A 22,076-nucleotide genomic window follows, 5' to 3' on the forward strand; every position below is an offset into this window, starting at 1 on the left:
GGGAGCGACCGCGTACATCCATGTCGGGGGATCCTCCATGAGCGGGCCGGAACCCCAAAACCCCATCAAGGAGAGCCATGCGAGAATGCATGAATTGGATATAAGGTTCCTCGGCAAACGATCAGTCCTTCATGTTCTCAGGGGTGATCGTCCCCTCGTCGCCGTCCACGCGAACCTCGTAGCCCTCCTCGTCCTCGTTCTTCTCGTCCTCTTCGATGCCCTCTTGGAGCGAGCTGTCCGAAAGGCCGAAGTGGTCTTCGACGGCCCCCTTCAGATTGTTCCGCATCTGCTGGTGGGCGAGTTCGTTGAACTGGCCCGTGGCGAGGTCTCCGAATCGGCCGCCCGGAAGTGCCGAATCATTGGCGTGCACGGACTCGGCCATGCCCCGCGGGGCGGCGGTGAAGACCTGGGCGCCGGCGGTGATGAGGTTCGACTCGTCGAAATCCTCGTCCGCGATGAAGCTGTACGCCAGCTTCTGGACAATGTCGAAGCTGCCGTTGGCGAACCCCTTGATCATTTCCAACCGCATGTCGCGGAGGATCTGGCCCCAGTCCTGGTCCGTGCTGGTGTGCCTGGGCAGGTCGGCTACCCCCTGCTGCAGGTTGCCGTCCGGGGTGAGCGTGACCGGCGGGTCGTCGTACGGGCGGTTGTTGAGGGTCGTGGCCTGGCCGTCGCTGTCGATCCCCATACGCCAGCTCTCCGCCACCTCGGACTCGGTCGTCTTCTTGGGCTTGATGTCCAGGACGGAGACGGAGTTCGTGCGGTCCACCTGTACCTGTGTGTGCTGGGTGGACCCGTTGACGGTCGTCCGGTCTCTGATCTCGACCTTGCCGTCGTTCTTCTCCGTGACCGTGGTCGTGTGGTCGGAGCCGTCGGAGAACGTGCTCGTCGGAGTGCCGTTCCGGTTCACCGAGACATGGTCGCCCCCGCTGGTCACGTCGATTCGCCCATCAGAGCGGATCTCGATGACGGTCTGCTGCCCGGTCTCCGGCGACGTGTGCTCGACGATGGTCCGGTTCCCGTCCTGGTGGACCTGGACATTGTCGCTTCCGGCGTCGGGTGCCGTGGGACGTTCGCCCTTCGGCTGGGTGAGGACCGGGCCGTCCCCGTCCGAGACGGTGATGTTCCCATTGGCATCGCGGGTGACGCTGGGGCCGGACCCGTCGCCGGCCGTGTCGATTGTCAGGGTCTGCTGCGAACGGTCCCTCAAGCCCGACTCGTCGCCTCCGCTCTGCGTGCGGTCGACCCGCAGGTTGTCGCCCTCGACCGAGGTGCTGCCGTCGTCCCGTCGGGTGACGACCGGGCCGTCCTCGCTGGTGCGGACCGTGACGTCCCGCCCGCCGTTGCTCCCGTCGCTCTGAGTTGCGGAGAAGCCGTCGTGGCTCACCTCGGTGACGTTGGAGTCCGTGTTCCGCCCCATGGACGGGCCGGGGATCTCCCGTTGGCCGCCGGGAAGCGTGTACGTCTGCTCCACGGTGGAGACCATACCGTCGCGCTCCAGGCTGGGACGGGTGGGTCCATTGCCCGACGCCCCGTCCGACGGGGCCTGGCTGACCGGACCGTCCCCGGTGAAGGTGTGCTCGTACCCGTTGTGGTCGACGCTGACGACCCCGTCGCCCTCGCCCCCGTGGGTGATGGAGCTCCCGTCCCCGACCTTCGGGGTGTTCTCGATCTGGGTGGAGTTCCCGTCCGCGACGACGTTGCTCCTGTCACCGGTGGTCTCGAACGAACCGGGCTCGACCCGGGTGGTCTCGCCCTGAGGGCCGTTGACGTCGACGTGCCCGTCCGCGTGCACGTCGAGGGAGGTGGGGCCGTTCGGGCGCATCTCCACGGTGGTGGGGCGGCCGTCGCCGTCGTAGGCCACGTTGTGCGGGGTGTCCCCGCCCGGTTCCGAGATACCGCTCGTCTCCTGGCCGACGTGGACGCTCGCGCCGTCCTCCCCGTGGGAGACCTCGACGCCGTCGGACGTCGGACGGTACTCCATGCCGTCCGTCCTGTCCGTGACGGTCGTGCCGTTCCCGTCGATCGTGCCGGAGAAGCCGCCGTTGGAGAACTCCGCCCGGCCGTCCGGATGGGAGGTGATGTCGCTGTTCGGAGTGTGGCCGTTGACCGTGCCGTCCCGGCTTCCCGACACCGACCAGGGGTCGCCGCCGGAGTGCGCGGTGCCGTCCTGGTTCGGGGGGCCTCCCCGCACCGTGGTCGTCCCGCTCTCGGCGACGGAGATCGTCGTGTCTCCGGCGTCGAGCGAGGCGCGCTGTCCCGGGGGGACCTCGACCCGGCCGGGCCCGCCGTCGTCGTGTACGGAGCTGCCGTCCGGCAGGTGCGCGGTGCCCTGACCGTCGGCGTGCTCGGCCACCGGACGCCCGTCCGGGGAGGCCACGTCGTGGGTGGAGGCGTGCCCGTCGGGGGAGACGGTGCTGATGTAGTGGTCGTCGCTGGCGTGCCGCCCGTTGTCGTTCTGGCCCACCTGCAGCCCGTCGGGCGTGCTCGCGCTGGTCGTCCCGTCGGGCGCGGCCTGGGCCTGGAAGCCGCCCGAGTCCATCGTGAGCGACCCGTCCGCGCCGTGGGTGACCGTGAGCGTGTCGCCCGCCTGGTTGGGCGGAGCCGTCAGCGACACCCCGCCGTCGGTGGGGCGCAGGATCCAGCCGTCGGGGGACATGGCCCCGTCGCCGGGGCGCACCACCGTGCCGTCAGGGGCGGTGAACACCGGAGAGCCGTCCGGCCCGGCGCCCAGCGACGGCGGAGCGGGGTGCGTCTCCGGCGTCGGGTACCCGCTGGAGTCGTAGTGCAGGGCCCCGCCCTGTCCGTCGGGAACGCTCACCGACCCGTCAGAGTGCACGGTCCGCTGCGGCGCGCCGTCCGCGCCGTACTCGTGCGTGCCGCCCTGGCCGTCCGGAACGCTGAGCGTCCCGTCCGGGTTCAGCGTGAAGTCCGGGTGGGACACGGTGCCGTCGGGCGAGGCCGTGGTGGCGCCCGCGGTGACGCTGCCGTCCGGGTTGCCGGTGGCGGTGCTGGTGTGCACCGGCTGGTGGTTCGCGTCGTACTGGGTGTTGGTGTAGGTCGTGCCGCCGTCCCCGGACGGGTCGATCCTGGTCCCCGCGGCCACGCCGTTGCCCTGCGGCCCCTCGGGCGTCGTGTGGATCTGCAGGTCGGTGGTGTGGCCGGGCAGGGAGGCGTCCTGCTGGACGCGCACGCCCCCCTCGTTCACCGACGCCGAGCCGTTGTCGTTGGAGACCGTCAGCCCGCCGCTGTCGGCGTTGTAGTTGTGCGTCGTGCCGTCGGGCGACTGGACACGGTGGCCGCCCTGGCCGACCGACGTGGTGGCCCCGGCGGACGTCTGGACGGACGTGGCGTGGGCGGCGCCGGCCGCACCGAGGGCCGCCGTGGCCCCGCCGCCCGCCTGCAGGACCGTGGTCCCCTCGTCGCCGCCGCTGACGGTGACCGGGGCGTCCGCATCGGCCGGAACATCGACCCGGGGACCGTTCGCGCCGCCGATCTCGCTCCCGCCGCCCGGCTTGGGGGTGGCGCTGACCGGGGCGTCACCGGCGTCGACCGTCACCGAGCCGTCCGAACCGTCCCTGCCGACGGCCGGGTGGGCGTCACCGCCGTCGAGGGAGACGGAGCCGCCGTCGGAGCCGACCTCCACGGACCCGCCGTCCCCGTGGGTGACGGTGAACCCGTCGCCGGTCGCGGTGGCCGTGGTGGCCGGCCCCTGGCCGCTGTCGACCACCGCCTGCCCCTGGTGGGACAGGTCGGTGCTGAAGCCGCCGTCGCCGTTCGGACCCGGGGCATGGTCGTACTGGACATCGGGGCCGTCGGGGGAGGAGGTGTCGACGGTGATGTCCCCGTGCCCGGTGTGCGTGGTGGCCCCGGTGTCGGTGACCGTGGTCGAGGTCACCTCGTTCGGGGCGTTGATGGAGGTGTCGCCCCGGGACTGCGTGTGCACGGTGGTCGTGCCGGAGGAGTGGTCGGCGGAGACCTGGTGTCCGCCGCTGCCGTCCTCGGCGACGGAGGTCCGGTCGGTCCCGGTGACGTTCCCGTCCGCGTCGAAGTGGGTGGAGACGTTCGACCCGTCGCTCAGGTTCGTGCTCGCGGTCTGGTCCGCGGACTCCCGAGCGGGGGAGTCGGGGAAGGAGTCGTTGGAGAGCGCGGGGTGCGCCTGCCCCTCCGAGCCGGTGGGACTCGTGGAAGGCGAGCCGTCGGCACCGGGCGACGGGGCATCGCCGGCCGGGGCAGTGCCGGACATGTCGGGAGCGGACACATCGGGCGTGGAGACGTCAGGTGCCGAGACGTCCGGCGTCGACACATCAGGCGACGAGGCGTCCGGGGCGGAGGAGGCGTCGGGCGCCGACACATCGGGCGTCGAGGGGGTCGCCGGATCTGCGGAGGAGGAGAAGTCCGGCATCGAGGAGGCGTCGGACGTCGGGGTTCCGGAGGACGAAGTCGGAGCGTCCGTGGAGCCGCCGGTGGGGACGTCGGGCGAGGAATCGCCGGACGGGCCGCTGATGGTCGTGGAGGTGCCGTCGCCGGTGTCGATGCTCCCGCCGTCACCGGAGAAGTCGCTGGTGACGCCCCCGAGGTCGCCCGATGTCGACGGCGTGCCGGTCAGGTCGCCGTTGCCCATGGCCGCGCTGAAGCCGTTGTGGTCGTGGGTGGCCTGGACGATACCGCCGGGCGCGCCGCTGGCGGTGCTGAAGGCGACGCTCGTCATGTCGATGTCGCTGAACGCCGCGTCCCCGTCGGAGATGTTGCCCGCGACCTGGAGGGCGACATCCGAGGCACCGCTGAACGCGGCGTCGCGCGTGGCGCTGATGCCGATGTCCGCGGTGAGACTGAGCCGCGGGCTGTTGCGGAATGTCCCCGCTGAGATCGAGGTCAACGTGTTGCTCATGACCCGCCCCAAGCCGGACCCGTTCACGGCGCGGCTCACAGGGGCCGTGATCGCGCTGCGGACCGTGCCCATCCGGGCGGTGAGGTTGCCGGCCGCGCTCGCGAGCGGCCTGCCGAGCTTGCCCGCCGACGCGAGCACGCGCACACCCGGGATGACGGACAGCAGGTCCATGCCCAGGGTCGCGAAGGTCTCCAGGTTGAAGCCGAGCTTGCCCTTGCGGGACAGGGAGGTGATGCTCACCAGGAGGGCCGCGAGGCCGATGATGACGCCGACGACCGGGACGAAGATCGCGACGATGCCCAGGACCACCATTGCGACCGCGTAGATGATCGGGTTCTCCTCGATCCATTCCACGACCGCGTTCCAGCCGTCCCACAGCTTCTCCCACCCGTTGCGGGTGGCGTCCGAGAGCTTGTCCCGGGCGTCCTCGGCGGCCTGCTCCATGGCGGACTCGACCGATTCGAGGCGCCCGACGAACTGCTCCTTCTTGTCGTCCCAGTCCTCCTCCCGCTCTTCCTCGGACATGCCGTTGTAGGCGGTCGCGGCGTCCTCACGTACCGACGCGCTATCGGTGCGCGCGGTCTTCAACCCGTCCGACCAGATCTGGTAGGCCTCGGACGCCTTGCGGTACGAGTCCTCCGCGTCCTCGAGGTAGTCGGGGAGCTTCCCGATGAGGTCCCGGAGGGCGTCCATGGCCTCGCCCTCACCGGCGTCCTCGTTCTTGAGGTCCCGGATGTCGTCGGCGGCCGTGCTGCAGGCGGTGGCGAGCTTGGAGAAGTGCTCCTGAAGGTTGTCGGGGTCCGACGTCGTCCACGGGACCGGGTCGCTCGTCCTGCCGAGGACGGTCCAGTCCAGGTCGTTCCGCTCCTGCCTGCTCACGTCGCCTGGCTCTCCTTCTCCTGGTCGGTCGGGGCGGCCGCCGGGCCGGCCGTGCCCCGTCCCTCGGGCGGGGGGTTCACTGCGCATGTACGGACGCGCGCCGCGCCGGGTTCACCCGGGTTCGGGCGGGATCCGCGCCCGCGCAGCGGTTTTCGACGCGCCGCGGCGCCGGTGCGTTCCGTGCGCGCCGGGTGGGGTTTGCGTCACCGCCGCCCCCGGCGCCCGGGTGAACCCCGGACGCCGGGTTTCCGTACCCTGTCCTGGACCCCCAACCGGCCCCCGTCGGGGCGGTGACCAGGAATCCGGGCAATTCGGGAGCGGCGAGTGAGCGGGACGCGGACGGCACTTCAGGCGGGAATCGGCGCCACCGCGCTGGTCGGTGCCGTGCTCGCGGGGCTCGCCGTGCCGGTCGCCGCCGCACCGCCCGCTCTGGCCGACCCCCAGCCGTCGGCCAGCGGCCAGGCTCCGCCCCCGGAGGAGACCGCCGACCCCGAGCCGGAGCCGAGCCAGGAGCCCGAGCCGGAGCCCGAACCCGAACCCGAACCGGTGCAGCAGCCGCAGCCGGTCCAGCCCGACTACAGCATGTGCCGGGAGGTCAAGTACTACGAGGTCCCGGCCGATGAGACCCGGGGCCTGTTCGGCCTGGCCGAGGACCTGCTCGGCGATGAGCGCCGCAGCTCCGACATCGAGCAGCTCAACTCCGGCCGGCCCCAGTCCGACGGGTGGGCGCTGGACCAGAGCGGCTCCATCCGCCCCGGCTGGAACCTGGTCCTGCCCTACGACGCCGAGGGCCAGGGCGTGCAGACCGGCACCGACCCGCTGTGCATCATCGCCGCCGACCAGGCCGCCGCCCAGGGCGGACCGCCGCCCTCGCCCCCGGTGCCGCCGTCGGCCGCGCCCATCCCCGCCGAGTCCCCCTCGCCGACGGCCTCGCAGTCGGCCGCCGCCGACGAGCCCAAGGGCCTGCGCGACCGGATGGGCGACCTGGACCCCATGATGCTCGCGGGCGGCCTGGGCATCCTGATCGTGCTCACCGTCATCGCCCTGTTCTGGAAGCCCATCTTCACCGCCGTGGCGTGGCCCTTCCGCAAGATCGCGGCGCTGCCGTGGCGCAAGCCGCGTCCGCCCCGGTTCGTGCGCACCCGCCGCCGTCGCCGCCTGCGCGACGAGGTGACCGACCGGATCGAGGCCGACCGCGGCTCCTCCCGCCGCGCCGGGCTGGCCCTGGTGGAGCTGGTGAACGCGCCCGCGGAGGTCCCCGCCCGGCCGGTGGCGGTCCTCACCGCGGGGGAGACCGTCAAGGCCGTCGTCCCCGCCAACGCGACCCCGCCGGTGTCGTCGTGGAAGGTGCTCGACGCGACCACCTGGCAGTACGTGAAGAGCAGGTCGGCCACCCAGGCGGTCAAGTTCAACACCATGACGCACACCGCCACCGGCCTCTCCTCGGCCCTGGGCACCCTGGTGGGCCTGGGCCTGACCCCCGACGAGGACGGCGGTGAGCAGGTGTTCATCGACTTCACCTGGCTGGACGGGATGCTCGCGATCGCGGGCCACCGCCTGGTGGCCGAGGACGCCGTCGACGTGGTCGCCGACGGCCTGCGCCACCGCGGGCTGCGGGTCACCGAGGTGGAGGACGGGCAGCGGCTGCAGGACGTGCTGCCGCCCGCCGAGCGGACCGTTCCCGACACCCCGGGCAGCGGCGGCGACCCGATCACCGGCCCACGCGACCCCGACCGCCGCCACGCCGTGCTGGTCTACCGCCCGCTCGACCCCGACGAGGAGGAGGCCGTGCGCACCCTGCCGTCGAACACGCTCGTCGTGGCCCTGGGCTCCTCGCGCGCCGCGCGCTGGCAGTGGAGCGCGGGGGAGGACGGCTACCTGGACACCGGCGCGATCGGGCTGCGGGTGGCGCTGCGCCACCCGGCGGCGACCTGAGGCCGGTCCGCCCTCGCGCGGCGGACGCTCAGCGGCGGCGGGCGGGCCGGGACGAGCCCCGGCGCAGCTCGTCGCGGATCATCAGGGTGCAGCCGAAGGCGCTGAGCCCGGCGACGACGACGAGGGCGGTGCCGATCAGCAGCGCGGTGAACGGCGCTCCCCACCCGCCTCCGCCTTCGACCTGGGCGACGTCCTTGTCGTCGTTGATCCACGCGCTCGGGTTCTTCGGGACCAGGCGGGCGTCCTCGTACACGGCGCCCGCTTCGCAGTCGTCGGGCACGGCCGCGTGGACGCGCTTGTAGACCTCTCCCTCATCGGTGGTGAAGGTGCCCTTGCAGGGGCCGTCGCCCGGTTCCGCGCCGGGCTTGTGGGGCCTGCTGTAGCCGCTCTCGCCACTGAGCTCCAGCGTGCCCGGTATCCCGGTGGAGGTGCCCCGGAAGTGCTCCCAGAAGTGCTGCGCCCCGGCGGGGAGGGCGGGCACGAGCACGCCCAGCACCGCCAGTGAGATGAGGAGGATCAGGAACGTCCCGCCCGGCGAGGGGTCCTTCGGTCGACCTTTCCGTGCCATGGGCGCGACTCTAGCGGGGGCGGCGCGGCCCTGTGCCCTGGGCCCCGGACGCCGTACGGAGGCGGTCAGCAGGCCGCCGCGAGCTCCCCGTCGGCGCGCAGGGTGCGCAGGGCGTAGTGGCAGCGGGACTTCACCGTGCCCACCGGGACGCCCAGCTCGTGCGCGGCGGCCTTCATCTCCTTGTCCTGCAGGTAGACCAGCTCGACGGCGCGCCGGTGCTTGGCGGCCAGCCGCTGGACCGGGCGGCGCAGGGCCATCCGCTCGACGACGCGGTCGGTCTCGTCGTCGGTGACCGCGGCGTCCTCCACCGGGCCGCGGTCGGTGCCGTAGGAGATCTCGTCGGGGCGGGCGCGGCGGGCCCGGTCGGCGTCGATGGCGACCCGGCGCGCGACCGTGCGCAGCCACGGGCCGAGCTCCTCGGCCTCGCCGACGAGCCGGGGCAGGAACCGCCAGGCGCGCAGCATGACCTCTTGGGCGAGGTCCTCGGCGCCGTGGCGGCCGACGTCGGTACGGGCCATCAGGAAGACGACGAGGTCCCCGAAATGCGTCGTGTACATCTCGATGAACCTCGCCGGGTCCGCTTCGGAGGCGTCGCGGAGTGCGGTCATGGCGGGGAGGCTCCACTGGGCGTGAGAGGAGGGGCCGGGCGGGCGCCGGCGGCCGCGATCCGATACAGCGACCCTAGACATCCCCGGCGCCGGAACCGCACGCCGTTCTGTGTGCGTTGTGCATCGAAAGGGACGCGGGAGGGAAACGGGGCGTGCGGGGCCGATGGTCCTGAGCTGCGCAAAGCGCGCGTACGCGAAGGTCGCCCGGCGCCCTCTCACCATTGCCGGGTGACCGACATCACATGCGCGGCGGCCGGGTCCGGCCGCCGTCCGGGCCGTGCCGTCGCCGCGACGCGCGCTGAGCTGGTTGAATCCTGAATCATCCGCGGTCGGCCGACGGGGCCGCACGCCCCGGTAGGGCGAGCCGGAGGCGCCCGAACGGCTTCACCGTCGACAGCAGCACCGTCGCCAGCAGGACGGTGAACGACACCGACAGCGCCCCGAGCGCCCGCACCATCCCGGCCCCGCCCGCCGCGGCCGGGTCGGCGGCCAGCTCGCGGACCATCGGCCCGATGCTCAGGTTGGAGCCCGCCACCAGGAGCAGCGTCAGCACCAGCTTGGCCGCCACCCACGTGTGCCGGAACAGCCCCCAGGGCGTCCCCAGCGCCAGCAGCAGGCCGGTGCCGGCCGCCGTCAGGCTCAGCGGGAGCACCAGCAGCCCCGACAGCAGCCCGGCCGCGCCCAGCGCCCCGGCGCGGGCCTCCGGGTCGGCGGCGGCCGCGGCCGCCAGCGCGAGCATGCTCCCGTGCACCCCGAGCCACCCCACGGAGGTGATCACGTGCAGGCTGACCGCCGCCTTGCGCCCCCCGGGCGGCAGCCGCCGGGCGCGCACGGCGCCCGACGGCCGGACGGCGGTCGTCCGGGCGGTCACGCCCGCCCCTTCTTCGGGTCCTGGCCCGGGTTCCAGTTCAGGGCGCTCGCGCGCTCCATGAACTCCTCGACGTTGATGTCCCCCTTGGCGAACCGCTCGGCCAGCACCCGGCGGGCGGCGGTCTCGGGCGGCTCGGGGGCGGTGTGGGCCCACGGCGGGCGGTGGCCCTTGGCGCGCATCAGCAGGAAGACGGCGAGCGCGGTCAGCAGCAGAAGCAGGAGGAACATGGCGACTCCAAAGAACGGGACGAACGGGGGCGGCGACCCCGCCCAGGGCGGGCCGTGGGCCGCCGCAGCGGCCGAAACGAAGGTGATCGTGTTCATGGCCCCACGCTCCCCCTGCGCGCGCGTCGCGGTCGTCGCCCCGGACGCGTCATCGCGACTACGCAGCCGGGACGACGCGCTCTACGCACGGCGGCCGATGCCCGCGGGGACCGGCGCGGACTAACGTCGCCTGTGTGAAGCCCTTCCTCGAACGCCTCCGCGCCGCATTCGGCCCCGGGGCCGGGCGCAAGCTGGCCCTCGACGTCCCCCTGGGGCTGCTGCTCGCGGTGGCCGGGACGATGGCGCTGGTCGCCAAGACCGTCGGCGCCCCCTGGGGGCGTGGGCCCCGCGACGGCGGTCCGTACGGCCCGCCGGACGGCTTCGGCCCTGAACCGGGGCCGCCGCCGTCGGCCGCCGACCTGGACCTGCCCGTGCTGCCGCTGGTGTGCGTGGCCGTGGCCGCCGCCTGCCTCATGCTGCGCAGGGTCTGGCCCCGATCGGCGTTCACCGCTTCCGCGGTGGCCACCGCGGTCTTCGTGGGGGCGGCCGGATTCCACGGCCCGATCCTCGCCGGAATGCTGGTCAACCTGTACACCATGGCCTCGCGCATGGCCGTGCGCGAGTGGCTGCCCTGGACCGCGGCCGGGCTGCCGGTGCTGCTCGCCGTCCGCCTCGACGAGCCGTACCTGGGGCTGCTGCAGACCGGCACCTACCTGCTGTTCATCCCCTACCTGGCGATGATGGTCGCGGCCGCCGCGCTGGGCGCGACCATGCGGGGCCGCCGGGAGAGCCGCCGCCGCGAGCACGACCAGGCGCTGCGCCGGTCGGCGTACGAGGAGCGGCTGCGCATCGCCCGCGAGGTGCACGACGTCGTCGGCCACAGCCTGTCGGTGATCAACATGCAGGCCGGGGTCGCCATGCACGTGCTGGACAAGCGCCCCGACCGGACCCGCGAGTCGCTGGACGCGATCCGCCGCACCAGCAAGGACGCCTTGGAGGAGCTGCGCGGCACCCTCGCGGTGTTCCGGGAGGGCGCGGCCGGGGACGGCGGGGACCGGGCGCCGCTGCCCGGGCTCGACCGGGTCGGCGAGCTCGCCGCCGGGATGGGGTCGGCCGGTGTCTCCGTGGAGGTGCACACTGAAGGGCAGCAGGCGGTGCCTCCGGCGGCCGTGGACCACGCCGCCTACAGGATCGTGCAGGAGGCGCTGACCAACGTGGCGCGGCACGCCCCGGGGGCGTCGGCGTCGGTGCGGATCGTCTACGAGCGCGGGGAGGTCGCGGTGGAGATCGAGGACGACGGGCCGCGCATCGCGGGGCCGGGCCCACGCGAGGGCAGCGGCATCGCCGGGATGCGCGAGCGCGCGCGGGCCGTCGGCGGCAACCTGCACGCCGGTCCCCGCCCGGACGGCGGGTTCGCCGTCCGCGCCCGGCTGCCCCTGGGCGCACCGCGGAGCGGCCGGTGAGCGGCACGGTGCGGGTGGTCCTGGCCGATGACCAGGCGCTGGTGCGCATGGGACTGCGCGTGCTCATCGAGGAGGAGGACGGCCTGGAGGTCGCCGGAGAGGCCGCCGACGGCCGGGAGGCGGTCGAGCTGGCCCGCCGGGTGCGCCCCGACGTGCTGCTGATGGACGTGCGCATGCCCGACGTGGACGGCATCCGGGCGCTCAAGGAGATCACCGCCGACCCGGAGCTGTCCGGCACCCGCGTGGTGGTGCTGACCACCTTCGAGCTGGACGAGTACGTCTTCGAGGCGCTGCGCTCCGGCGCCGCGGGGTTCCTGATCAAGGACAGCCCTCCCGAGGAGCTGCTGCGGGCGATCCGGCTGGCCTCCGAGGGGGAGTCGCTGCTGTCGCCCTCGGTCACCCGCCGGGTGATCTCCGCCTTCGCCTCCAGCTCCCCCTCGGGGGAGGGGCCGCGCCCCGACCTGAGCGGCCTGACCGAGCGGGAGCGGGAGGTGCTCGCCCTGGTGGGGGAGGGGCTGAGCAACGGGGAGATCGCCGAGCGGCTGTTCGTCAGCCCGGCCACCGCCCGCACCCACGTCAGCCGCGCCATGGTCAAACTGCACGCGCGCGACCGGGCCCAGCTCGTGGTGATCGCCTACCGCTCGGGCCTGGTGCGCTGAGCCGGGCCCGCCCGTCGGCGGCGCCCGGCCTCAGCCCTTCATGCTCCCGGCCAGCAGGCCCCGGGCGAAGTACCGCTGCAGCGAGAAGAACACCAGCAGCGGGACCACCATCGACACGAACGCCCCCGCCGTGAGCCGCTGCCACTCGTTGCCGCGGGTCCCGGCCAGTTCGGCCAGGCGCACCGTCAGCGGCGCCACCTCGATGCTGCCGCCCGCGAAGATCAGCGCCACCAGCAGGTCGTTCCACACCCACAGGAACTGGAAGATGGCCAGCGACACCAGCGCCGGCACGGTCAGCGGGAGCACGATGCGCCGGAAGACGGTCCCGTGCCCGGCGCCGTCGGCGCGCGCGGCCTCGATGATGCTGGAGGGCAGCCGCGAGATGAAGTTGTGCATCAGGAAGATGCCCAGGGGCAGCCCGAACATGGTGTGCGCGATCCACACGTTGGTGAACTGGAAGGCGCCGGGCAGGTCCAGCGGCGGCAGCACGGTGGCGGTGCCGATCGCCACCCCGTCGGAGAACAGGCGCAGCAGCGGCACCAGCGACATCTGCAGCGGCACGATCTGCAGCGCGAACACGCCGATGAACAGCCAGTCCCGGCCCGGGAAGCGCATCCACGCCAGGGCGTAGGCGGCCATCGCCGCCAGCAGCACCACGAACACCATCGTCGGCACCGCGATGGTGAAGGAGTTGATGAAGTAGCTGGCCAGGCGCCCGTCGCTGGAGCTGCCGAAGAGCACGTCGGCATAGTTGCGCAGGGTGAACTCGGGGTCGAACGGGACGGTCCACCAGCCGGTGGTCTTGATCTGCTCCTCGGGCCGGAACGAGGAGATGAGCAGCCCGGCGGTGGGCAGCGTCCACAGCACCGCGATGGCGATCGCCGCCGCGCTGCCGGCCGCGCCGGACAGGCGGGCGCGCACCCGGGCGGCCTGGGCGGGGCCGCGCCGGTCCGGGGAGCTCCGGTCCGGGGCGCGGCCGCCGGGGTCCGTGCGGTTCGGGGTCACTGGGCCTCCCTGGAGCGCCGGGTGCTGCGGATCTGGATCAGCACGAGCGGGACCACCAGCACGAACAGGAACACCGCCAGCGCCGAGCCCTGCCCCAGCTCGCCGTAGCGGAACGCCTGGTTGTACATCTCGTTGGCGATGACCGAGGTGGAGAACTGGCCGCCGGTGACGGTGCGGACGATGTCGAACACCTTCAGCGTCTGCACCGAGATGGTGATCAGCACGACCGCCACCGTCGGCCAGATCATCGGGAGGGTGACCCGCCAGAACAGCTGCAGCGGCGACACCCCGTCGATCCGGGCGGCCTCGATGATGTCGGTGGGGATCGCCTTGATCGCCGCGGACAGGATGACCATGGCGAACCCGGCCTGGATCCAGATCAGGATGACGATCAGCAGCAGCGTGTTCAGCGGCTGGTCCAGCAGCCACAGCCGGGGTTCGCCGCCCAGCAGGGTCCAGACCTGGTTGAGCAGCCCGATCTGGTCGGATCCAGCCGGGCGGTGCGCGTAGACGAACTTCCAGATGATGCTCGCCCCGACGAAGGAGATCGCCATCGGCATGAACAGCAGCGACTTGGCGAGCGACTCGTAGCGGGCGCGGTCCACCAGCACCGCGTACACCAGACCGGTGGCGGTGGCCAGCGCCGGGGCGACCAGCACCCACAGCAGGGTGTTGCGCAGCACCACCAGGATCTCGGGGCGGGTGAACATCCACGCGTAGTTGCGCAGCCCCACCCACGCCTGCCCGGGCCCGTCCATGAAGGACAGGACGGTGGTGCGCACCACCGGATAGACCAGGCCGACCAGCAGGAGCAGGGCCGCGGGGCCGAGGAAGCAGGCCGCCTGCCACCACTCCCGGCGGGTGCGGGGGCCGCGGTCCACGGCGAGGAGCAGCACGCCGAAGACCGCCAGGAAGCCCGCGACCCCGATGACCAGCCAGAGCAGCTTGGGCAACTCGGAGAGGAGGTCGAAACCCATCGCGCCGGCGCTCTCTTCCACTCGCTACCAGGAGTCCTCGATGTAGGTGAGCGTCTCCTCGGTGCCCTTGCCGTTGATCCAGTCGGTCATCCCGCGCCAGAAGGTGCCCGAGCCGACCGCGGCGGGCATGTTGTCGCCGCCGTCCCAGCGGAACACCACGTCGGGGTCGCGCAGCAGCTCGGCGGAGAGCCGGTCGATGGGGTTCTCCAGCAGCTCCAGATCGGCGTCGCGGTGCGCGGAGAACCAGCGGCCCAGGGAGGCGCGGCTGTCCGCGAAGCCGACGGTGGCCAGGTACTCCTGCACGGCGACGACCTCGGGCCGGTCGGTGAAGGCCGCGGCGAACTCGCCGCCGCCGACGATCGGGGTGCCGACCTCCTCGTCGATGGCGGGCAGGTTGAAGGCGTAGATGTCGCCGCCCTCGGAGATGTCGGTGTCCTCGGGCCAGTTGGCGGCGTAGAACGAGCCCATCATGTACATGCCGCACTCGCCCTCGTTCACCGGCAGCCCGGCGTCCTGCTGGGAGGTGGTGGCGATGGACTTGACGCCGCCGTGGCCGCCGTTGACGTAGTCGGGGTTGCGCAGGATGCCGTCGACCCGTTCCAGCGATTCCACGATCTTGGGGTCGTCGAACGGGATCTCGTGCTCGACCCACTGGTCGTAGACGTCGGGGCCGTGCTCGCGCAGTACCGCGTTCTCCAGCCAGTCGGTGGCGGGCCAGCCGGTGGCCTCGCCCGACTCGATCCCGGCGCACCAGGGCTTGAGCCCGTCGCCGGCCATCGTGTCCGACAGGTCGATCATCGCGTCCCAGGTCCGCGGCACCTCGTAGCCGTTCTCCTCGAAGACGGTCGGCGAGTACCAGACGAGCGACTTGACGTTGGAGGCCTGCGGGGTCGCGTACAGCTCGCCGTCGTGCTCCACGTAGGAGAGCCAGTCCTCGGTCCAGCCCTCCCGGGCCAGGTCGGCGGCGCCGTCGGGCAGCGGCAGCGCGTCGCCGGACTCGACGAACCGGGCGAGCAGACCGGGCTGGGGGAAGATCGCGATGTCCGGGGCGTTGCCGCCGTCCACCTTGACCTGGATCTGCGCCTCGAACTCGCCGCTGCCCTCGTAGTCGATGGCGATGCCGGTGCAGTCGCTGAACTCCTGCCAGGCCTGCCGGAGGCGCTCGGCCTCGTCGTCGCGGATGGGGCCGTACATCTCCACGCTGCCGCCGATGTCCTGCCACTGGGCGTAGGGCTCGCAGGCGGCGGAGCCGGGGTCGGCCCCGCCGCCGCCCGTCTCCCCGGCCAGGTAGCCGCATCCGGACGCCAGCAGGACCAGGGGCAGCAGGGCGGCTCCGGCCGCCCGCGCGGGGCGCCGCGCGGCGGCCAGGGGCGCGCGCCGTGCGGACGGGGACGTCGTCGTCGGGGTCGGGGACGGGGCCATGAGCACCTCCATGGACGCCCGGAACTGGTATAGACCGGGGACCACCGATCCAAGTCGCCACGGACGCCGATGTCCAGAGCGCGGGCGGCTCCTGTCCGCAACGGTTCAGTTACGGTGCAGGTCAGAAGGGGTGGAAGAGGGAGGTTCAGGTCACTCTGGTCGGATCATCCCGCCTTGTTCCCCGCGGGGCGGGAAGACGGTGCGGCGGCCGTCGGTTGACAGCGGGCACGGAGGTGCGGCGGTTCCTCCGCCCCGGCCGCGGGGCGATCGCTCACGGCGAACATCCCCCAGGGAAGAAAACCGGACTCTTGTTTATTGAGTGATAGTGACTCAACAAGGAGGGTCCGATGACTGAAGCGCAGACCGGCGTCACGCTGCCGGTGCTCCCCCTCGACGACGACGTCGTGCTCCCCGGCATGGTCGTGCCGGTGGACATCTCCGATTCCGAGGTCCGCGCCGCCATCGACGCCGCGCGCGCCGGACACGACGGCGGCGCCCAGGTCCCCGGTATCCGCTCCCAGAGCAAGCCGCGGGTGCTCATCGTTCCGCGCATCGACGGCAGCCACACCGGGACCGGGACGGTGGCCGTCGTCGAGCAGGTCGGCCGCACGCCCCAGGGCGACCCCGCGGCCGTGCTGCGCGGCACCGCCCGCGCCCGCGTCGGCAGCGGCACCACCGGCCCCGGCGCCGCGCTGTGGGTCCTGGCCGACGTCCACACCGACCAGGTCCCCGAGGGCGGCCACCCCGGCAAGGTGACCGAGCTGGCCCGCGACTACAAGGGCCTGGCCGCGTCCTACCTGCAGAAGCGGGGCGCCTGGCAGGCGATCGACACCATCCAGCAGACCGACGACCCGGCCCGGCTCGCCGACCGCGGCGGGTACTCGCCGTTCCTGACCACCGACCAGAAGCTGCAGCTGCTGGAGACCTACGACGTCGCCGAGCGGCTGCGCCTGCTGACCGAGTGGACCCGCGAGGCGCTCGCCGAGCTCGACGTCGCCGAGACCATCGACAAGGACGTCCAGGAGGGCGTCGACAAGCAGCAGCGCGAGTTCCTGCTCCGCCGCCAGATGGAGGCCATCCGCAAGGAGCTCAACGAGCTCGACGGCCGCCCCGGCAGCGAGGAGGACGACTACCGCGAGCGCGTCGAGGCCGCCGACCTGCCCGACCACGTGCGCAAGGCCGCACTGGAGGAGGTCGACAAGCTGGAGCGCGCCGGGGACTCCTCGCCGGAGTCCGGGTGGATCCGCACCTGGCTCGACACGGTCCTGGACATGCCGTGGAACGAGCGCACCGACGACTCCTACGACATCGCCGGGGCGCGCGGCGTCCTGGACGCCGACCACACCGGCCTCGACGACGTCAAGGACCGCATCACCGAGTACCTGGCGGTGCGCAAGCGCCGCGATGAGCGCGGCCTGGGCGTGGTCGGCGGCCGCCGCAGCGGCGCCGTGCTGGCGCTGGTCGGGCCGCCCGGGGTCGGCAAGACCTCGCTGGGCGAGTCGGTCGCCCGCGCCATGGGCCGCGGCTTCACCCGGGTGGCCCTGGGCGGCGTGCGCGACGAGGCCGAGATCCGCGGCCACCGCCGCACCTACGTGGGCGCCATGCCCGGGCGCATCGTGCGGGCGATCCGCGAGTCCGGGTCGATGAACCCGGTGGTGCTGCTGGACGAGATCGACAAGGTCGGCGCCGACTTCCGCGGCGACCCCACCTCGGCCCTGCTGGAGGTGCTCGACCCGGCGCAGAACCACACCTTCCGGGACCACTACCTGGAGGTCGACCTCGACCTGTCGGACGTGGTCTTCCTGGCCACGGCCAACAGCCTGGAGACGGTCCCCGGGCCGCTGCTGGACCGGATGGAACTGGTGGAGCTGGACGGCTACACCGAGCGGGAGAAGGTCTCCATCGCCCGCGACCACCTGCTGCCGCGGCAGCTCGACAAGGCCGGCCTGGACGCGGGCGAGGTGGCGTTCGACGACGGGGCGCTGCGCCGCCTGGCCGCCGAGTACACCCGCGAGGCGGGGGTGCGCGGCCTGGAGCGGTCCATCGCCCGGGTGCTGCGCAAGGTCGCCGCGCAGGAGGCGCTGGAGGGCGAGCACCTCCCGGTGTCCGTCGGCGCCGACGACCTGACCGGCTACCTGGGGCGGCCGCGGCACACCCCGGAGTCGGCCGAGCGCACCTCGGTCCCGGGGGTCGCCACCGGCCTGGCCGTCACCGGCGCGGGCGGGGACGTGCTGTTCGTCGAGGCCTCCTTGGCCGACCCGGAGTCGGGGGCGGGCGGGGTCACCCTCACCGGGCAGCTCGGCGACGTGATGAAGGAGTCGGCCCAGATCGCCCTGTCCTACCTGCGGTCGCGCGGGGCGGAGCTGGAGCTGCCGGTGGGCGACCTCAAGGACCGGGGTGTGCACGTCCACGTCCCGGCGGGGGCCATCCCCAAGGACGGCCCCAGCGCCGGGGTGACCATGACGACGGCGCTGGCCTCGCTGCTCTCCGGCCGCCCGGCCCGCTCCGACGTGGCCATGACCGGCGAGGTGTCGCTGACCGGCCGGGTGCTGCCCATCGGAGGGGTCAAGCAGAAGCTGCTGGCCGCTCACCGGGCGGGCATCACGACCGTGCTGATCCCGGCCCGGAACGAGCCCGACCTGGACGACGTGCCCGACGACGTCCTGGCCGAGCTGGAGGTGCACGCGGTGGCCGACGTGCGCGAGGTGCTCGACCTGGCCCTGAGCCCCGCCCGCAGCGCGGAGGCCGTGGCCGCCTGAGGCCCGGCACGGAGGTGGAGAAGCGGGCCGTCGGCGAACCCCGCCGACGGCCCGCCTTCATGCCGGGCGGACGCGTCGGCGGCCCGGGGCCGCCGACCCGTGGAGCCTCACCCGGCCCCGTCGTGCGGGGATTCATCCGCCTCGACGATGCGGGCGAGGTGGGCGAGGAACTCCACTGCGTCCTCGAGAATCGTGGACCCGCCTGCCGTGAGGTCCTCTCCGGTCTCCGACTCGGCCCCCGGATCGAGCGGTTCGGACATCCGTCTCCGTCGTCTCGCCGCGGCCAGGACGTCCGGACACCAGCGGACCGATGCACACGGCGTCCGGGGTTCGACGAACGCGGACGCATCCGGCCCCGGTTGGTCGCGATTCGATGACGAGTGGTGTGCGGCCGTATCCGCTGTGCCTACGATGACTGCGTTTCGGCGGACATAGCGGGATGGGCGCCGTGCCCCGTGCTCCCAGTACTCCTGCGGTCCGGGCCGCAGGAGGCGTGGAGGGAGGTCGGCAGGGTGGAGCCGCTGGATCCCTCCGACCCCGAGCGGATCGGCGACTACCGGCTGACCCACCGCCTCGGTGAAGGCGGGATGGGCCGCGTCTACCTCGGCCGCACCACCTCGGGGCGCCTCGTGGCCGTCAAGGTCATCCGCTCCGGGCTCGTCCAGGACGGCGGCTTCCGCGCCCGCTTCGCGCGCGAGGTCGACGCCGCGCGCCGTGTGGGCGGGTTCCACACCGCCCCGGTCGTCGGCGCCGACCTGGACGCCGCCCAGCCCTGGATCGCCACCGCCTACATCCCCGGGCCCACGCTCTTCCAGCGGGTCCGGGACGACGGCCCCGTCGCCCCGCCCGACCTGCACGCGCTCGTCGTCGGGCTGGCCGAAGGGCTGAAGGCGGTGCACGACCGCGGGCTGGTCCACCGGGACCTCAAGCCGGGCAACGTGATCCTCGGCGACGACGGGCCCCGCATCATCGACTTCGGCATCGCCCGGCCGCTCGACGCCGAGAGCCTCACCACCCGTGAGGCGGTCTTCGGCACCCTGCCCTACATGTCGCCCGAGCAGACGAACGGCTCCCGGGTCGGTCCGTCCTCGGACGTGTTCTCCCTGGGGACGGTCCTCGCCTATGCCGCCACCGGCACCAACCCCTTCAACGGGGCCACCATGGCCGAGACCGTGCACCGCCTCATCGGGCCGCCGCCCGACCCCGGCGACATGGACCCGGGCACCCGCGCGCTGATCGCCGACTGCTGGGAGCCCGACCCGGACCGGCGGCCGACACCGGGCGCGATCCTCGCCCGCTTCGAGGCGCTGCCCGCCACGGCCGCCGAGCCCGCGCCCGAGGACGGCGGATCCGCCGCCTCCTCGGCCCCGGACACCGCGACCGCCGTCGAACCCACCGCCGAGCACGGTGGCGCCCAGCCTCAAGAGGGCGGCGCCGGTGCTCCCGCCCGCCCTCCTCGACGGCCCAGGCGGGCCCGGATCATGGGGACGGCCGCCGCCCTCACCGCCCTGGCCACCGTTGTCGTGGTGACCGTCGTCGCCTTGAACGCCGACACCGGAGCCGAGGGCGGCGGCCCCGGCCGCAGCCCCAGCGCCGCCGCCACCGACGGCAACGAGCCCGTGCTGACCATCGACACAGGTCATGCGACGTCTGTGGGGCCCCTGGCCTTCAGCCCGGACGGGAACGTGCTCGCCACAGTGTCTCTGGACTCGTCGGTGCGTGTGTGGGACACCGTGACCGGCGAGCGGGTCACGGTCGCGCGCGGCGAAGACCTCTGGATGAGCGACGTCGCGTTCGCCCCCGACGGCACCACGCTCGCCGTCACCGGCTATAGCGAGCAGGGGGGCATGGTCATGCTGAGGGACACGGAGAGTTGGCGGGTGGGGGACGCCATGATCAGGGCCCCCGAGGACGACTATCCCGTGAACGGGCTGGCGTACAGTCCGGACGGCTCCACACTGGCCACCACGAGCAGCGACCGGGATGTCAGCGTGCGCTTGTGGGACATCGGTACCGGAGAGGAGATCAGGCCCCTCCCCGGGGAAGGGAGCGAGAGCTTTGCGGTGGAGTTCAGCCCCGACGGCGACATTCTCGCGACCGGCGGCCCTCAGGGGATGGAGCTGTGGGACACCGACACGTGGGAGAAGCGTTCCACGGTCGGCCATGCGGAGTCGGTGCTGTTCGTGGTGTTCAGCCCGGATGGGTCCACGGTCGCCACCGTCAGCGGCGGTAGCGACAGCACCATACGGCTGTGGGACACCGCGACGGGGGAGCGGATCGCTTCCCTGGACCACGAGCATGCGACGACCTCCGCGACATTCAGCCCCGACGGCGCTGTTCTCGCCACCGGAACCGCCACCGGGGGCGACGACGGCGCCCTTCACCTGTGGGACACCGGGACCTGGGAGGAGAACGCTCCCCCCACTGCCCGTGAAGGCGGTGTGAACACGGTGGCGTTCAGTCCTGACGGTGGCGTTCTCGCCACGGGGGAGGACGACGGTCTCGTCGCATTGTGGGAGGTGGACCAGGCCGCGGACGACTGATGAGCGCCCCGCGCGGCCTCCCGGACCCGCGGCGGTGAACGTGTCCGCGGTCGGAGGACGGCAGCGCCGTCCGGGACGGGAACCGTGCTCGGTGGCGCTCGCCCCCAGCTCCGCGTTCCACCGCCGACGTCCCTTAGATTGGCCGCATGACCACAGCTAATGCGCACGCCGGCCCGGAACTGCACGTGGCTCTGCTCGGTTACGGCAAGGGCGGGGAGGTGTTCCACGCCCCGCTCATCGAGGCCACCCCCGGACTGCGGCTGGCCGCCGTGGTCACCGGCAACCCCGAGCGGCAGAAGGCCGTGCGGCGGCGCCACCCCGGCGCCGAGGTCATCGCCTCCGCCGACGAGCTGTGGGACCGCGCCGGGGAGTTCGAGATCGCGGTGGTCACCACCCCCAACGACACGCACGCCCCGCTCGCCGAGGCCGCGCTCAAGGCGGGGATGTCGGTGGTGGTCGACAAGCCCTTCGCGTTGGACGCGGCCCGCGCCCGGGGGCTCACCGGGCTGGCCCAGGAACTGGGCCACGTGCTGACCGTGTACCAGAACCGCCGCTGGGACTCCGACTTCCTGACCCTCTGGAAGCTGATCGACGAGGGCGCCCTCGGGCGGGTGCACCGGTTCGAGTCGCGGTTCGAGCGCTGGCGGCCCAGCCCCAAGGACACCTGGCGCGAGCGCGGCGCCGCCGAGGACGGCTCCGGCATCCTGTACGACCTGGGGCCGCACCTCATCGACCAGGCCGTCAACCTCTTCGGCCCGGTGGAGCGCGTCTACGCCGAGCTCGACGCGCGCCGCCCCGGCGTCGGCGCCGAGGACGACGCCTTCCTCGCCCTCACCCACGGCACCGGGGTCCGCTCCCACTTGTGGATGAGCGCCCTCACCGCCCGTCCCGGCCCGCGCTTCCGGGTGCTGGGGGACCGGGCCGGGTTCACCGTCGAGGGGATGGACGAGCAGGAGGCCCGCCTGACCGCGGGGGAGACCCCCGACGCCGCCGACTGGGGCGTCGAGCCGGAGGACTCCTGGGGCCTGGTCGGCGCCGAGGGCGACCTGCGCCGCGTCCCGTCCGAGCGCGGGTCCTACCCGTCGTTCTACGAGGGCGTCCGCGAGGCCGTGGGAGAGGGCGACCCGGTCCCGGTGGAGCCGCACGAGGTGATCCACGGCCTGGAGGTCATCGAGGCGGCCCGCAAGAGCGCCCGTGAACACCGCGCCGTCCGCCCAGGAGAGTAGCCTCCGG

The 22,076-nt window shown here is 73.1% G+C and carries 15 protein-coding genes; 6 read left to right on the forward strand and 9 right to left on the reverse strand.

Annotated features, from left to right (window positions below; all coding sequences use genetic code 11):
• Nucleotides 1–121: 121 nt before the first annotated feature.
• Nucleotides 122–5,770 (reverse strand): hypothetical protein, encoded by a 5,649-nt coding sequence (locus tag O4U47_RS04550; RefSeq protein ID WP_270676250.1) that lies wholly within the window; start codon nt 5,768–5,770, stop codon nt 122–124.
• Between the two features lie 324 nt (nt 5,771–6,094).
• Between O4U47_RS04550 and O4U47_RS04555 the strand changes: the two genes are divergently transcribed.
• Entirely contained in the window at nt 6,095–7,705 is a 1,611-nt protein-coding gene (locus O4U47_RS04555; protein ID WP_270676251.1) for a hypothetical protein, read from the forward strand.
• A 28-nt stretch (nt 7,706–7,733) separates the two neighbouring features.
• On the opposite strand, the gene O4U47_RS04560 is transcribed toward O4U47_RS04555, so the two are convergent.
• The 4 genes from O4U47_RS04560 to O4U47_RS04575 form a co-directional block, all read right to left on the reverse strand.
• Nucleotides 7,734–8,273, reverse strand: a complete 540-nt coding sequence (locus tag O4U47_RS04560) for a hypothetical protein (protein WP_270676252.1) — start codon at nt 8,271–8,273, stop codon at nt 7,734–7,736.
• A gap of 65 nt (nt 8,274–8,338) precedes the next feature.
• A complete protein-coding gene (locus tag O4U47_RS04565; RefSeq protein WP_270676253.1) occupies nt 8,339–8,881 on the reverse strand; it encodes a sigma-70 family RNA polymerase sigma factor in 543 nt (180 codons plus the stop codon).
• Between the two features lie 319 nt (nt 8,882–9,200).
• Nucleotides 9,201–9,752, reverse strand: coding sequence for a hypothetical protein (locus O4U47_RS04570; protein WP_270676254.1), 552 nt, complete (start codon nt 9,750–9,752; stop codon nt 9,201–9,203).
• Nucleotides 9,749–10,075 (reverse strand): SHOCT domain-containing protein, encoded by a 327-nt coding sequence (locus O4U47_RS04575; protein WP_270676255.1) that lies wholly within the window; start codon nt 10,073–10,075, stop codon nt 9,749–9,751. Before O4U47_RS04575 ends, O4U47_RS04570 begins: the two co-directional genes overlap by 4 nt.
• A gap of 134 nt (nt 10,076–10,209) precedes the next feature.
• Between O4U47_RS04575 and O4U47_RS04580 the strand changes: the two genes are divergently transcribed.
• Together O4U47_RS04580 and O4U47_RS04585 are read left to right on the forward strand one after the other, a co-directional pair.
• On the forward strand, nt 10,210–11,478 hold the full coding sequence (locus O4U47_RS04580) for a sensor histidine kinase (protein WP_270676256.1): 1,269 nt from the start codon (nt 10,210–10,212) through the stop codon (nt 11,476–11,478).
• A complete protein-coding gene (locus O4U47_RS04585) occupies nt 11,475–12,137 on the forward strand; it encodes a response regulator (RefSeq protein WP_270676257.1) in 663 nt (220 codons plus the stop codon). Before O4U47_RS04580 ends, O4U47_RS04585 begins: the two co-directional genes overlap by 4 nt.
• A gap of 30 nt (nt 12,138–12,167) precedes the next feature.
• Here the strand turns inward: O4U47_RS04585 and O4U47_RS04590 are convergent, their stop codons facing one another.
• The 3 genes from O4U47_RS04590 to O4U47_RS04600 are packed head-to-tail and all read right to left on the reverse strand — an operon-like array spanning nt 12,168 to nt 15,541.
• Nucleotides 12,168–13,142 (reverse strand): carbohydrate ABC transporter permease, encoded by a 975-nt coding sequence (locus tag O4U47_RS04590; protein ID WP_270676258.1) that lies wholly within the window; start codon nt 13,140–13,142, stop codon nt 12,168–12,170.
• Nucleotides 13,139–14,119, reverse strand: a complete 981-nt coding sequence (locus O4U47_RS04595; RefSeq protein ID WP_270676259.1) for a carbohydrate ABC transporter permease — start codon at nt 14,117–14,119, stop codon at nt 13,139–13,141. Before O4U47_RS04595 ends, O4U47_RS04590 begins: the two co-directional genes overlap by 4 nt.
• A 24-nt stretch (nt 14,120–14,143) precedes the next feature.
• Nucleotides 14,144–15,541 carry an ABC transporter substrate-binding protein gene (locus O4U47_RS04600; protein WP_270676260.1) on the reverse strand — a complete coding sequence of 466 codons (1,398 nt, stop codon included), beginning with the start codon at nt 15,539–15,541 and terminating at the stop codon, nt 14,144–14,146.
• A 347-nt stretch (nt 15,542–15,888) separates the two neighbouring features.
• Here O4U47_RS04600 and lon point away from each other — a divergent pair, with 347 nt between their 5' ends.
• Nucleotides 15,889–18,300 (forward strand): endopeptidase La, encoded by a 2,412-nt coding sequence (gene lon / locus O4U47_RS04605; protein WP_270676261.1) that lies wholly within the window; start codon nt 15,889–15,891, stop codon nt 18,298–18,300.
• A 107-nt stretch (nt 18,301–18,407) separates the two neighbouring features.
• On the opposite strand, the gene O4U47_RS04610 is transcribed toward lon, so the two are convergent.
• Nucleotides 18,408–18,560 (reverse strand): hypothetical protein, encoded by a 153-nt coding sequence (locus tag O4U47_RS04610; protein WP_270676262.1) that lies wholly within the window; start codon nt 18,558–18,560, stop codon nt 18,408–18,410.
• Nucleotides 18,561–18,755: 195 nt separating this feature from the next.
• Between O4U47_RS04610 and O4U47_RS04615 the strand changes: the two genes are divergently transcribed.
• The gene (locus O4U47_RS04615) at nt 18,756–20,843 is read left to right on the forward strand and encodes a WD40 repeat domain-containing serine/threonine protein kinase (protein WP_270676263.1); all 2,088 of its coding nucleotides are present in this window, start codon (nt 18,756–18,758) and stop codon (nt 20,841–20,843) included.
• Nucleotides 20,844–20,989: 146 nt separating this feature from the next.
• The gene (locus O4U47_RS04620; RefSeq protein WP_270676264.1) at nt 20,990–22,069 is read left to right on the forward strand and encodes a Gfo/Idh/MocA family protein; all 1,080 of its coding nucleotides are present in this window, start codon (nt 20,990–20,992) and stop codon (nt 22,067–22,069) included.
• The last annotated feature ends 7 nt before the right edge of the window (nt 22,070–22,076 follow it).

The organism is Nocardiopsis suaedae, from assembly GCF_027706745.1.
GTDB classification, from domain to species: Bacteria; Actinomycetota; Actinomycetes; order Streptosporangiales; family Streptosporangiaceae; genus Nocardiopsis_A; species Nocardiopsis_A suaedae.